At 71.3% G+C, this 12327-nt stretch carries 12 protein-coding genes; 9 read left to right on the top strand and 3 right to left on the bottom strand.

All coding sequences use genetic code 11. From position 1 onward, the window contains the following. Position 1: 1 nt before the first annotated feature. Positions 2-934 carry a VOC family protein gene (locus ACFPQ9_RS09835; RefSeq protein ID WP_380849863.1) on the top strand — a complete coding sequence of 311 codons (933 nt, stop codon included), beginning with the start codon at positions 2-4 and terminating at the stop codon, positions 932-934. Next, positions 934-1782 (top strand): alpha/beta fold hydrolase, encoded by an 849-nt coding sequence (locus ACFPQ9_RS09830; RefSeq protein ID WP_380849860.1) that lies wholly within the window; start codon positions 934-936, stop codon positions 1780-1782. The genes ACFPQ9_RS09835 and ACFPQ9_RS09830 overlap by 1 nt, the downstream gene beginning before the upstream one ends. 92 nt (positions 1783-1874) lie before the next feature. Here ACFPQ9_RS09830 and ACFPQ9_RS09825 read toward each other — a convergent pair whose 3' ends face one another. Further along, positions 1875-2654 (bottom strand): IclR family transcriptional regulator, encoded by a 780-nt coding sequence (locus ACFPQ9_RS09825; RefSeq protein WP_380850081.1) that lies wholly within the window; start codon positions 2652-2654, stop codon positions 1875-1877. A 123-nt stretch (positions 2655-2777) separates the two neighbouring features. Between ACFPQ9_RS09825 and ACFPQ9_RS09820 the strand changes: the two genes are divergently transcribed. Genes ACFPQ9_RS09820 through ACFPQ9_RS09805 form a run of 4 tightly spaced genes read left to right on the top strand, consistent with a single transcriptional unit; the run spans position 2778 to position 6791 of the window. After that, positions 2778-3938: a cupin domain-containing protein gene (locus tag ACFPQ9_RS09820; protein WP_380849857.1), complete on the top strand. Its 1161-nt coding sequence runs from the start codon at positions 2778-2780 to the stop codon at positions 3936-3938. A gap of 2 nt (positions 3939-3940) precedes the next feature. After that, positions 3941-4768, top strand: a complete 828-nt coding sequence (locus tag ACFPQ9_RS09815; RefSeq protein ID WP_380849854.1) for a fumarylacetoacetate hydrolase family protein — start codon at positions 3941-3943, stop codon at positions 4766-4768. Further along, positions 4765-5484 carry a maleylpyruvate isomerase family mycothiol-dependent enzyme gene (locus ACFPQ9_RS09810; RefSeq protein ID WP_380849851.1) on the top strand — a complete coding sequence of 240 codons (720 nt, stop codon included), beginning with the start codon at positions 4765-4767 and terminating at the stop codon, positions 5482-5484. The genes ACFPQ9_RS09815 and ACFPQ9_RS09810 overlap by 4 nt, the downstream gene beginning before the upstream one ends. A 35-nt stretch (positions 5485-5519) precedes the next feature. Beyond that, positions 5520-6791 carry an FAD-dependent oxidoreductase gene (locus tag ACFPQ9_RS09805; RefSeq protein WP_380849848.1) on the top strand — a complete coding sequence of 424 codons (1272 nt, stop codon included), beginning with the start codon at positions 5520-5522 and terminating at the stop codon, positions 6789-6791. Between the two features lie 14 nt (positions 6792-6805). Here the strand turns inward: ACFPQ9_RS09805 and ACFPQ9_RS09800 are convergent, their stop codons facing one another. Continuing rightward, on the bottom strand, positions 6806-7555 hold the full coding sequence (locus tag ACFPQ9_RS09800; RefSeq protein WP_380849845.1) for an IclR family transcriptional regulator: 750 nt from the start codon (positions 7553-7555) through the stop codon (positions 6806-6808). A gap of 71 nt (positions 7556-7626) precedes the next feature. Between ACFPQ9_RS09800 and ACFPQ9_RS09795 the strand changes: the two genes are divergently transcribed. From ACFPQ9_RS09795 to dmpG, 3 genes are read left to right on the top strand one after another with little or no spacing between them, the layout of a single operon-like run. Further along, entirely contained in the window at positions 7627-8445 is an 819-nt protein-coding gene (locus ACFPQ9_RS09795; RefSeq protein ID WP_380849842.1) for a 2-keto-4-pentenoate hydratase, read from the top strand. Beyond that, positions 8442-9404 carry an acetaldehyde dehydrogenase (acetylating) gene (locus ACFPQ9_RS09790; protein WP_380849839.1) on the top strand — a complete coding sequence of 321 codons (963 nt, stop codon included), beginning with the start codon at positions 8442-8444 and terminating at the stop codon, positions 9402-9404. The genes ACFPQ9_RS09795 and ACFPQ9_RS09790 overlap by 4 nt, the downstream gene beginning before the upstream one ends. Then, positions 9401-10411 (top strand): 4-hydroxy-2-oxovalerate aldolase, encoded by a 1011-nt coding sequence (gene dmpG / locus ACFPQ9_RS09785; protein WP_380849836.1) that lies wholly within the window; start codon positions 9401-9403, stop codon positions 10409-10411. The genes ACFPQ9_RS09790 and dmpG overlap by 4 nt, the downstream gene beginning before the upstream one ends. Before the next feature lie 59 nt (positions 10412-10470). Here dmpG and ACFPQ9_RS09780 read toward each other — a convergent pair whose 3' ends face one another. Next, a complete protein-coding gene (locus tag ACFPQ9_RS09780; protein ID WP_380849833.1) occupies positions 10471-12030 on the bottom strand; it encodes an alpha/beta hydrolase in 1560 nt (519 codons plus the stop codon). Positions 12031-12327: the final 297 nt, after the last annotated feature.

Here is a 12327-nt window from a genome sequence, read left to right as displayed (position 1 = left end):
GTTGTCCGGTGTCAAGGAACTCGGTTACGTCGTCTACGAGGTGAGCGGCCTCGCCGACTGGGAGCACTTCGGTGTCGACCTGCTCGGCATGCAGCTCGGCGAGCGGACCGGGGACGGTTTCACGCTGCGTACCGATGAGAAGGCGCACCGCTGGGTCGTCACGGAGGGCCCGGCCGACGATCTGGTGGCCACCGGTTACGAGGTCGAGGGTGCGGGCGCGCTCGATGCGCTGGTCGTGAAGCTGCGTGCGGCCGGTGTCGAGGTCACCGAGGGCGACGAGGCTCTGGCCGCCGCGCGGAAGGTGGACCGGATCTTCCTCACCGCCGACCCGATGGGCAATCGGATCGAGCTGGTCGAGGGCCTGGCCGAGGCCGCCACGCCGTTCGTGTCCGCGTCGCTGCTCGGTGGTTTCGTGACCGGCGCCGGCGGTGCGGGACATCAGGTCCTGCTGGCGCACGGCGTGTCCCGCGAGACCTACCTGGGCTTCTACCTGGACCTGCTCGGCTTCAGGATCAGCGACATCATCGTCGAGGAGCTGGCCCCGGGTGTCGTCGCCGATCTGATCTTCCTGCACTGCAACGGCCGCCATCACACCGTGGCTTTCGGGGATCTGCCGTCGCCGAAGAAGACGCACCACTTCATGGTCGAGGTCGATGACATCCGTGACGTGGGTCTGGCCTACGACCGGTGCATGGACGCCAAGCAGCCGTTCGAGATGACGCTCGGCATGCACCCCAATGACCACATGTTCAGTTTCTACGTCTTCACGCCGTCCGGTTTCAGCATCGAGTACGGCTGGGGCGGGCTGATCATCGACGAGGAGACCTGGGAGGTGAAGACGCTCGACCGGCTGCACAGCTGGGGTCACCGCCCCCCGGGCGTCGTCGCCGGTCTGCTCGCCGCCGCGCCGAACCCGATGGAAGAGAACCACTGATGCCCCTCGACCCGCAGGACATCGCCCGCACCGTCGAGACCGCCGACTGGAGGCTGCGCTATTACGAGGCGGGCTCCGGCCACCCGGTCATCCTCCTGCACGGCAGCGGTCCCGGAGCCACCGGCTGGAGCAACTTCTCCGGCAACATCGAGGCCCTGTCCGAGCACTTCCATGTGTACGCCGTCGACATGCCGGGCTGGGGCGAGTCGGACGCCGCCACCGTCGACCGGCTCGACCACGTCGAGGCCGTGATCCAGTTCATGGACGTCCTCGGCATCGACAGGGCCGCCTTCGTCGGTAACTCGATGGGCGGGCAGACCTCGATCCGCCTCGCCACCGAGCACCCCGAGCGGATCTCCCACCTGGTCACCATGGGACCGCCGGTGGGGATGCGGCTGCCCACTCTCTTCGGCGCCGGCGACGGCCCGTCCGAGGGTTTGAAGGTCCTGATCGAGGCGTACCGGGACGCGAGCCCGGAGAACATGCGCCGGCTCGTCGAGATCATGGTCTACGACAAGGCACGGTTCGCCACCCCCGAGCTGTGCAAGGCCCGTTCGGACGCCGCTCTCGCCCGGCCGGAGCATCTGCGCAACTACGTGGAGGGCCTGCCCAAGGGTGCCCCGCTGCCCAAGTGGGTCAAGCCCGAGCTGCTGCCGACGATCCAGGTGCCGACCCTGCTGATCCATGGGCGTGACGACCGCGTGGTCTCCTACGAGACGTCGCTGTTCCTGCTGGCGAACATCCCCGACAGTCGTCTGGTGGTGCTGAACCGCTGCGGTCACTGGGCGATGATCGAGCACGCCGAGGAGTTCAACCGGCTGGTCACCGACTTCGTCGCCAACAACTGAGCCACGGGCCGACTGAGCCACGGGCCGACCGTCCATGAGCGGGCCCGTACGACGCCGCCGCGCCGGCGGTGTCGTACGGGCCCGTTCGTCTGTCAGGAGCTTTCCTCGGCGAGGTCCTGTTCCAGGGCACGCGCCGCGGCGTCCAGGGTGGCGACCAGGGACCGCAGGCGCAGCGGGTCGTAGCGCACGCTGGGCATGGAGACGGACAGGCCGGCCAGTGCGGTGCCGTCCCGGTCGCGCACCGGTACGCCGACGGCGGTCAGACCGCGTTCGGACCGCCCCCGGTTGACGGCGAACCCGTTGCTGCGCAGCCGCCGTAGTTCGGCCCGCAGCCGGTCCGGATCGGGGCGGTCGGCCGGGCGCTCGCGGTACCGCTCGGCGTCGTACACCTGGTCCAGTTCCTCGTCGGGGAGGTCGGCGAGCAGCAGCAGCCCCGCCGTGGTGCGGTGGGCCGGGAACACCATGCCCTCGCGGGAGCCGACCCGCAGGGCCTGCCGGCATTCGACGCTGGCGATGAATCGCACCGTGTCGCCGGTGCGCACTATCAGGTTCGCGGTCTCGTCCAGCAGGTCGACGACGCGGTGCAGATGCGGGAGGGCCGCGGCCCGCAGCCGGGAGACCAGGGACTGGGAGTGCGAGGCGAGTTCCAGGACCGGGCCGGCGCGGTATACGCGGTCCTCCCCCCGCACGGCGAAGTCCCGGTAGACCAGCATCGCCAGGATCCGGTGGGCGGTCGATCTCGCGACGCCCAGCCGTTCGGCGATCTGCGACACGCTCGCGCCGCCCTCCAGTTGCAGGATGGCCGCCGCCCGCAGTGCGTGGTCCACGCTGGCGATGGGGTAGGGCGGCGGTGTCTTCAGCGGCTTGTCCATGTGGTGCTCCCCGGCGCCCGGTGGCGGGTCGGCGACGCCGGTCGCTGCCGCCACCCCTCTCTCATTGTTCTGCTATCCAGAATATCTCTGTTCTCCAGAGAGAAACCGCGCACGCTGAGGCTTGTGACGCACTCCTCCTTCGCCCACGACATCGCCTCCGGTTCTCCGGTGCGGCTGCAGGCCGTCGCCGCGCAGGGGCAGCCCGAGGTCACCCCTGCTCTCGAAGAGCTGTACCGGGGCTTCGAGAACGAGCTGCTCGTCCCGCTGTGGACCGAGATCGGCGACCTGATGCCGGCCCACCCGCGCTCACGCGCCGCGGCGCACCTGTGGCGCTGGGAGCGGCTGCGTGAGCTGGCCGCGCGGGCCGGCGGCCTCGTCCCGGTCGGCCGTGGCGGCGAGCGCCGTGCCATCGCGCTGGCCAACCCCGCGCTCGGCGGCCGGCCGTTCGCGACCCCGACGCTGTGGGCGGCCGTCCAGTACCTGATGCCCGGTGAGGACGCCCCCGAGCACCGCCACACCCAGCACGCCTTCCGCTTCGTCGTCGAGGGCTCGGGCGTGTGGACGGTCGTCGGCGGCGACCCGGTGCCGATGAACCGCGGTGACTTCCTCCCGCAGGCCGGCTGGAACTGGCACGCCCACCACAACGCCACCCGCGAGCCGATGGCCTGGATCGACGGCCTGGACATCCCCTTCCAGTACGTCACCGAGGCGCAGTTCTTCGAGTTCGGCCGCGACGAGATCACCGACGCCGAACGGATCACCCCCGAACGCTCGCGTTCCGAGCGCCTGTGGGCCCACCCGGGTCTGCGCCCGCTGTCGGCCGCCCCGAGCACCCCGGGCAGCCCGCTGCTCTCCTACAAGTGGGAGTACACCGACGCCGCCCTGCGCGACCAGCTGCTGCTGGAGCGGGAGGGCTACGGCGGCACCGTCGAGCCCGGTCACGCCGCGGTGCGCTACGCCAACCCGCACGACGGCTGCGACGTGCTGCCGACCATCCGCGCCGAGTTCCACCGCATCGCCCGCGGCGCCGAGACCGCGCCCGTGCGCGAGACCGGATCCTCGGTCTACCAGGTCTTCGACGGGTCCGGCGTGGTGAGCGTCGGGGAGAGGTCCTTCACGGTCAGCCGCGGCGACCTGTTCGTCGTCCCGTCCTGGGAAGCGTTCTCCGCCCGCTCCGAGGCCGGGGCGGGCGACTCCGACTCCGGCGCCCTGGACCTCTTCCGCTTCTCCGACGCGCCCGTCTTCGAGGCGCTCGGGCTCAACCGCACCCAGAAGGACGCCTGACCATGAAGCTCGCCACCATCCGCACCGCCGACGGCACCCGGGCGGTCCGCCTCGACGGCGACGTCCACATCGACCTCGACCACGCCGACCTGGGCGAACTGTTCGCCGAGGCCGACTGGCAGGCCAAGGCCGCCGCCGCCCGCGGCACCGCCTACCCGGCCGAGGGCGCCCACTTCGCACCGGTCGTCCCGAACCCCTCCAAGGTCATCTGCGTCGGCCACAACTACACGAACCACATCAAGGAGATGGGCCGGGAGCTGCCCAGCCACCCGACGCTCTTCCCCAAGTTCGCCGACACCCTGCTGGGCGCGGGCGACGACATCGTCAGACCGGCCGAGACCGACGCCCTCGACTGGGAGGTCGAACTGGCCGTCGTCATCGGCGAGCAGGTGCGCCGCGCAGACGAACGGCAGGCCGCCGAAGCCATCGCCGGCTTCACCGTCATGAACGACATCTCGGTGCGCGACTGGCAGTTCCGGACCATCGAATGGACCCAGGGCAAGATCTGGGAGGCGACCACCCCGGTCGGCCCGTACGTCGTCACCCCCGACGAGGTCGGCGGCGTCCGCCCCGCCCTGAAGGTCAGGACCGTCGTCGACGGCCAGGTCATGCAGCAGGACGACACCGGCACGCTGCTGTTCGACCCGGTCTTCCTCGTGCGGTACATCTCCACCGTGATCACCCTGCGCCCGGGCGACATCATCGCCACCGGCACCCCGGCCGGCGTCGGCAACGCCCGTGACCCCAAGGTCTTCCTGCTGCCCGGGCAGAGCGTGGTCACCGAGATCACCGGCCTGGGCGCCTGCACCAACAAGGTCGTCGCGGCATGACCAGCGGCCCCCGCACCTTCGCCGACGCCCGCCGCTGGGCCCTGATCGGCTCCGAGCTGACCTTCGAGGCCGTCGCCGGACTCGACGACACCGGCTACGCCGCGCCCAGCGCCCTGCCCGGCTGGACGCGGGCCCACGTCGCCGCCCATGTCGCCGCCAACGCCGAGGCACTGTCGAACCTCGTCCACTGGGCCGCCACCGGCGAGGCCACCCCGATGTACGCCTCCGCGGACGAGCGCGCCGCCGGCATCGAGCGGGGCCGTGTGCTGCCGGCCGCCCGGCTGACGGCGTGGCTGCGCCGCTCGGCGGACAGCCTTGAGGCAGGGATGGACCGGCTCACCGAGGAGCAGTGGCGCCACGAGGTCGTCACCGCCCAGGGCCGGACCGTCCCCGCCACCGAACTGCCGTGGATGCGTTCCCGTGAGGTGTGCGTCCACGCCGTCGACCTGGCGAGGGGTGTCTCCTTCGCCGACCTGCCGGCCGACTTCCTCGCCGCCCTGTGCGACGACGTCACCGGCAAGCGCGCCGCGGCCCCCGGCCCGGCCGTGACCCTGCGGGCCGCGGCCATCGGCGCCACCTGGAAGCTGCCGGGCGACGGCGAGCCCGTCCCGGTCACCGGCGAACCGCACGACATCGCCGCCTACCTCACCGGACGGGACACCGGCCTGCGTGCCACCGACGGCTCACCCGCCCCCACGCTGGGCGCCTGGCTCTGATCCGGGGCCGGCCCCGCACTCCCAAGGAAGCGCACATGAACCCTGAACCCACCCCCGACGTCCTGGTGGTCGGCGGCGGCATCGGAGGCCTCAGCACCGCCTACGCCCTGTCCCGCCACGGTCTGCGGGTACGCGTCCTGGAACAGGCCCCGAAGTACGGCGAGGTCGGCGCCGGCCTGCAGATCGCCCCCAACTGCACCCGCATCCTCGCCGAGTACGGCCTGCTGGACGAGGCCAAGTCGCTGGGCGTCGTCCCCGAGAACATGGTGATGCGGGACGCGCTCGACTCCCGGGAGCTGACCCGGCTCGACCTCGGCGACCTCGAACGCCGCTACGGCTTCCCGTACATGGTCATCCACCGCAGCGACCTGCACGGCATCTTCCTGCGCGCCTGCGAGCGGGCCGGTGTCGAGTTGTTGAACGACCAGGTCGTCGTCGGCTACGAGAACGTCGAGGGCGGCGCCCGGGTCCTGCTGGAGGACGGCCGGGTGGAGTCCGCGCCGCTGGTCGTCGCGGCCGACGGGCTGCACTCCGTGGCCCGCCGCCAGTTGATCGGCGACGACGTGGTCAGCTCCTCCTACGTCGCCTACCGCGCGGCCGTCCCGATCCAGCAGGTCAAGGACAACGGCATCGCGGAGAGGGACGTCACCGTCTACATCGGCCCGCACTGCCACTTCGTCCAGTACGCCCTGCGCGGCGGCGACATGTTCAACCAGGTCGCCGTGTTCGAATCGCCGAAGGCGCTGGCCGGCCGGGAGGACTGGGGCACCCCCGACGAGCTCGACGCGGCCTTCGAGGACACCTGCGACACCGTCCGCAAGGGCATTCCGCTGATGTGGCGGGACCGCTGGTGGCGGATGTTCGACCGCGACCCGATCGAGACCTGGGTGCACGGCCGGATCGCCCTGCTCGGCGACGCCGCGCACCCGCCGCTGCAGTACATGGCACAGGGCGCGATCATGGCGATCGAGGACGGCTGGGTGCTCGCCGGGCACTACGCCCGGCTGGCCGCGGCCGCCCCGGCCGGTGCCGAGCCGGACTGGGACGGCGCCCTGGCCGCGTACGAGGCGGTCCGTGTGGAGCACTGCCGGCGGGTGCAGACGACGGCCCGCGCCTGGGGCGAGCTGTGGCACCTCGACGGTTCCGCGCGGCTGCGGCGCAACGCGGTCATGCGGGCGCGCGACACCTACGACTACTCCTTCACCGACTGGGTGTACAGTCCGACCGCGCTGACGCCGGACGAGGAGCCCGCGATGTTCACACCGATCCCGCTCTCCTCGGCGGCCGTCCAGGAGCCGGTGGGCTGAGCGGTCGTACGTGTTCAGGGGCGTCGGCGGGCGAGGGTGGTGCCCAGGCCCGTGGCCGCGGCGCGTACGGCGTTCGCATGGGCCTCGGGACGGAAGCGTCCGGCCGGGCCGGTCACGCTGATGGCGGCGACCGCCGTCCGGCCGTCGGGCGCGAGGACCGGCGCTGCCACGCACAGCAGGCCCGGTGTCGACTCCTCGTGCTCGTAGGCCACGCCCGTCTCGACCGCCTTCACCAGCTGCCGGCGCAACAGGCCCGGGGCGATCACGGTGTGCGGGGTACGGCGCTCCAGCGGGGCGGTGAGAACGGCGACCCGCTCGTCCTCGTCGGCGTGGGCCAGCAGGACCTTGCCGATCGCCGTGCAGTGCAGCGGCATCCGACCGCCGGTGCGGGAGGGCGCCTTGGCCTGGCGGTGCCCGCCGATCTTGGCGACGTAGACCACCTCATGGCCCTCGCGGACTCCGAGGTGCACCGTTTCGTGGGTGCGTTCGTACAGATCCTGCAGAAACGGCATCGCCAGCTCCAGCAGGGTGCGTTCGGCGGCGGCACGCAGACCGAGCTCGAAGAGACCACCGGAGAGCCGGTAGCCGTGGTCGGTCCGGTCGAGCAGCCGATGGTGGACCAGGTCCCCGGCGATGCGATGGGCGGTGCCCTTCGCCAGACCGGTACGCCGCACCAGCTCGGCGAGCGGCAGCACGGAGTCGGCCGGACCGAACGCCCGCAGGATCGCCAATGCCTTGCCCAGGACGGTGTCGCTGTCGTCCATGGAAAAGAGCGTACCGCTGAGTGGAACGCCGCCTTCGAGCTCGCCGCACCCCTTCCCGCAGATTGGATGACATGCCCCGCAACCACCCCGCTGTCGGCATCGACAGCATCGCCGCCGCGGCGGCCCGGCTCCGTCGGGCCGCCGCCACCGGCCTCCCCGCCGCCCCCGTGCGCGACCTGATCGGCCGCGACGACGTCAACGCCGCGTACGCCGTGCAGCAGCGGCTCGCCGCCGAGCGGATCGCGGCCGGTGCCACGGTCGTCGGCCGGAAGATCGGCCTGACCTCCGCGGCCGTACAGCGGCAGCTCGGCGTGGACCAGCCCGACTTCGGGTTCCTCTTCGACGACATGGAGTACGCCGACGGCTCCGTCGTACCGGCCGACGCGGTCCTCCAGCCGCGGGTCGAGGCCGAGATCGCTTTCGTGCTCGGGGCCGACCTGGCCGAGGGAGTGCTCGACGACGCCCAGGTGCGCGGGGCCATCGACCACGCCGTCGCCGCGATCGAGATCTGCGGCAGCCGGGTGGCCGACTGGGACATCAGCTTCGGTGACACGGTCGCCGACAACGCCTCGGCCGGCGGCTACGTCCTTGGCGCGCGGCGCGTCCCGCTCACCGGGTTCGACCCCGTCGCGGCCGAGATGGCCATGACCGTCGACGGCGAGACCGTCTCCACCGGCAGCGGCGCCGCCTGCCTCGGTGACCCGGTGGCCGCCGTCGTGTGGCTCGCCCGCCAGGCCCGCGACCTGGGCGAACCGCTCCGCGCGGGCCAGGTCGTCCTCTCCGGCGCCCTCGGCCCGATGCGTCCGGTGACGCCGGGCGCCGCCGTCCACGCCACCGTCGCCGGCCTCGGCACGGTGTCCGTCACCTTCTCCGCCAAGGAGCGACGATGAGCAAGACCAAGGTCGCCGTCATCGGGTCGGGCAATATCGGCACCGACCTGATGATCAAGATCATGCGCACCGCGCAGCACCTGGAGATGGGCGTCATGGTCGGGATCGACCCGGCCTCCGACGGTCTGGCCCGCGCCGCCCGCCTCGGGTTCGAGACCACCGCCGAGGGCGTGGACGGGCTGCTGAAGTCGCCGCGGATCGACGAGATCGGCATCGTCTTCGACGCCACTTCGGCCGGAGCGCACACATACAACGACGAGAAGCTGCGTCCGCTCGGCATCCGCATGATCGACCTGACGCCGGCCGCGATCGGCCCGTACGTCGTCCCGGCGGTCAACCTCGAAGAGCACCTCGACGCGCCCAACGTCAACATGGTCACCTGTGGCGGCCAGGCCACGATCCCGGTCGTGGCCGCGATCAGCCGGGTCGTCCCGGTGGCGTACGCGGAGATCGTCGCCTCGATCGCCGCCAGGTCGGCCGGTCCCGGCACCCGGGCCAACATCGACGAGTTCACCGAGACGACCTCCTCGGCGATCGTGCGGGTCGGGGGCGCCCGGCGGGGCAAGGCGATCATCATCCTCAACCCGGCCGAGCCGCCGCTGATGATGCGTGACACGGTCTTCGCGCTGGTCACCCTGCCCGAGGGCGAGGACGGTGAGACGGCGAAGGCGCAGATCACCGAGTCGGTCCGCAAGATGGTCGCCGAGGTCTCGGCGTACGTCCCGGGCTACCGGATGGTCCAGGACGTCCAGATCACCCCGATCCCGGCGCTCCAGCCGGTCGGGACGCTCCTGGCGGACGGCGCCACCGCACGGCCGACGCACCAGGTGTCGGTCTTCCTCAAGGTCGAGGGCGCGGGCATGTACCTCCCGGCGTACGCCGGGAACCTCGACATCATGACCTCGGCCGCGGTGCAGATGGCCGAGAAGATCGCCGCCTCGAAGGAGACCGCGAAGTGAGCACCCCGATCTTCGTCCAGGACGTCACCCTCCGCGATGGAATGCACGCCGTCCAGCACCGCATCACACCCGACGACGTCAAGCGCATCGTGGTGGCTCTGGAGGAGGCCGGCGTCGACGCGATCGAGGTCGCGCACGGCGACGGCCTCGCCGGCGGCTCGCTCAACTACGGCCCCGGATCGAACACCGACTGGGAGTGGATCGAGGCGGCCGCGTCCGTCCTGACCAACGCCCGCCTCACCACCCTGCTGCTGCCGGGTGTGGGCACCGTCCACGAACTGAAGCACGCCTACGACCTCGGCGTCCGCTCGGTGCGGGTGGCCACCCACTGCACGGAGGCCGACATCTCCGCGCAGCACATCGCCGCCGCCCGCGAGCTGGGCATGGACGTCTCCGGCTTCCTGATGCTCTCCCACATGGCCGGGCCCGAACAGCTCGCCCGGCAGGCCAAGTTGATGGAGTCCTACGGCGCCCGGTGCGTCTACGTCACCGACTCCGGCGGCCGGCTGACGATGAACGACGTCGCCGCCCGGGTCCGCGCCTACCGTGACGTCCTCGACCCGGCCACGGAGATCGGCATCCACGCCCACGAGAACCTCTCGCTCTCCGTCGCCAACTCCGTGGTCGCGGTCGACAACGGCGTCTACCGCGTCGATGCCTCGCTCGCCGGACACGGCGCGGGCGCCGGCAACTGCCCCATCGAGGCCTTCGTCGCCGTCGCGAACCTGTCCGGCTTCCAGCACAACTGCGACCTGTTCAAACTCCAGGACGCCGCCGACGACATCGTCCGCCCCCTGCAGGACCGCCCGGTCCGCGTCGACCGCGAGACCCTCACACTCGGCTACGCCGGCGTCTACTCCAGCTTCCTGCGCCACGCGGAGACCGCCGCGCGACGCTACGACGTCGACGTCCGCGACATCCTGACGGAATGCGGCCGACGCCGCCTGATCGGCGGCCAGGAAGACATGATCGTCGACATCGCCCTCGACCTGGCGGCCGCCCGCTGAGGTGTTCCTGGGTGCGGCGCGCCCAGGAACACTGTCCGTCGATCATGGCTGGGCCCCGGCTACTTGCTCGGCTCGGCCGCGCAGGCCAGGTCCTCGGCCGGGCGCTGTCCGGTGGTCAGGAACGCCGTCACCGTGTCGTTCGCGCAGGTGTTGCCGCCGAACGGGTAGACGCCGTGCCCGCCCTGGTCGGCGGTGACCATCCTGGCCCGCTCGCCGAATGCCTGCCGCAGCTTCCTCGCGCCGGCCAGCGGCGTCCCCGGGTCACGTTCGTTCTGCACCATGAGCACGTTCGACGGGCCCCGGTCACCGATGTGCACCGGCGGCTCGACCCGCTCGTCCGGCCAGTACGCGCACGGTTTGATGCTTCCGGTGATCCCGCCCAGCATCGGGTACCTCAACCGGTCGACGGCGGCATTGCGCTGGTAGTCCCGGACCTTCGTGGGCCAACGCGAGTCACCGCAGATCACGTGGAGGTGACTGGCAAGGAGGTTCTCCGGGACCGGTGGTGGAGGCGGCACGGGCCTGCCCTTGTCGAGCGCCTGCCAGTTCTCGGCCAGCGTGGGCATGAGGCCCTCGACGTAGAGGCGGTCGAACGTCAGCCCGCGAAACAGCGTCCCGTCGATGCCGGCAACCGGTTCGGCGTCGAGGCGCTCGGCGAGTTCGAAGAACTTGGCCCTCACCTGCTTCGGCGTGCTGCCCAGACCGTACTCGGGGTGCGCCGCCGCGAACGCCGCGAAGTCCGGGAACCGGTCCTCCATTCCGCGGCCGAGCAACCGGAAATCCGTGACGTCGTAGCCGCCTGGGCCCATGTTGCTGTCGAGCACGATCCGGTCGCTGCGCTCGGGGAACATCGTCGTGTACACCGCGCCGAGGTAGCTGCCGTAGGAGGAGCCGAAATAGGAGACCCTCGGCTCGCCCAGCGCCGCCCTGATCCGGTCCATGTCGCGCGCGGTGTTCGCGGTGGTGGTGTGCGGCAGCATCCACGCCGTCTTCGAGGTGGCGCACTGCCGGGCGATGGTCCGCGCGTTGTTCGCCTCGCGGGCGACATCGGCCGCGGTGTGCGCGTACGGCGGGAAGTTGCCGCGTTCCTGCTGCCGCGGTGTCAGGTCGCAGGTGACCGGCGTGCTGCGGCCGACGCCACGCGGGTCGAAGCCGATCACGTCGTAGGAGTCGAGGACGTCCTTCGGTATCCTCGCGGCGGCCAGGAGCGCCGGGTAGTCGAGTCCCGAGCCGCCGGGGCCGCCCGGGTTGGTCAGCAGCACACCGCGGCGCTTCGACGGGTCCTTGCTCGCCAGGCGGGAGACCGCGATGTCGATCTGCCGGCCCTCGGGGCTGCGGTAGTCCAGCGGGACGTGGAGCGTCGCGCACTCAAGACGGGGCGGGTCGGCTTTCTGCACCGGATCCTCCTGTGCCGGATCCTCCTGTGCCGGATCTTTCTGCGACGCGTCTTTCTGTGACGCATCCTTCTGTGGGCACGGGCCCCACCGCAGGGAGTCCGGGACAGCTGTCACCGTCTCCGGAGTCGTCGCCCTCGCCACCACGCCGGTCGCGCTCGCGGCGACCGCGACCGCGGTGGCGGTGAGGGCGAGGGCCAAGGTCTTCCTGCGCATCCGATGCATCCGATGTCCTCTCCAAGGGGGCGCACGAGGGCCATTGCCTGCCGGGTGTGTGCAAGCCTCCGTCCCGTGCCCGGCTTCGTGTCCGAGTCCTGTGTCCGGCTTCGTCTCGCCCAGGTGGTTCCGGCACGTGAACAACACTGTTCCGTCGGCCCACTTGGCACATCAGCCCAGTGGTCCGAACCGTCTTCGACCGCGGTAGAGGCGGACAGCCGACCGAGGTCGAGGCGGACATTCGACTCCGGTCGAAGACGCATCAGCCTCTGGACCGACCCGCCGGGCCCAGGGCCTCGCGATAAT

This window comes from Streptomyces coerulescens (genome assembly GCF_042657965.1).
Taxonomy (GTDB): domain Bacteria; phylum Actinomycetota; class Actinomycetes; order Streptomycetales; family Streptomycetaceae; genus Streptomyces; species Streptomyces coerulescens.
Note: the sequence above shows the minus strand (reverse complement) of the source record. Positions and strands in the feature narration are given on the sequence as shown.

What these genes read in the sequence shown, in the direction of transcription:
- ACFPQ9_RS09815 (WP_380849854.1), top strand. Translation starts at nt 3,941, where the DNA reads ATGAAGCTCGCCACCATCCGCACCGCCGACGGCACCCGGGCGGTCCGC.
- ACFPQ9_RS09810 (WP_380849851.1), top strand. Translation starts at nt 4,765, where the DNA reads ATGACCAGCGGCCCCCGCACCTTCGCCGACGCCCGCCGCTGGGCCCTG.
- ACFPQ9_RS09825 (WP_380850081.1), bottom strand. Translation starts at nt 2,654, where the DNA reads ATGGACAAGCCGCTGAAGACACCGCCGCCCTACCCCATCGCCAGCGTG.
- ACFPQ9_RS09805 (WP_380849848.1), top strand. Translation starts at nt 5,520, where the DNA reads ATGAACCCTGAACCCACCCCCGACGTCCTGGTGGTCGGCGGCGGCATC.
- ACFPQ9_RS09780 (WP_380849833.1), bottom strand. Translation starts at nt 12,030, where the DNA reads ATGCATCGGATGCGCAGGAAGACCTTGGCCCTCGCCCTCACCGCCACC.
- ACFPQ9_RS09790 (WP_380849839.1), top strand. Translation starts at nt 8,442, where the DNA reads ATGAGCAAGACCAAGGTCGCCGTCATCGGGTCGGGCAATATCGGCACC.
- ACFPQ9_RS09830 (WP_380849860.1), top strand. Translation starts at nt 934, where the DNA reads ATGCCCCTCGACCCGCAGGACATCGCCCGCACCGTCGAGACCGCCGAC.
- ACFPQ9_RS09795 (WP_380849842.1), top strand. Translation starts at nt 7,627, where the DNA reads ATGCCCCGCAACCACCCCGCTGTCGGCATCGACAGCATCGCCGCCGCG.
- ACFPQ9_RS09800 (WP_380849845.1), bottom strand. Translation starts at nt 7,555, where the DNA reads ATGGACGACAGCGACACCGTCCTGGGCAAGGCATTGGCGATCCTGCGG.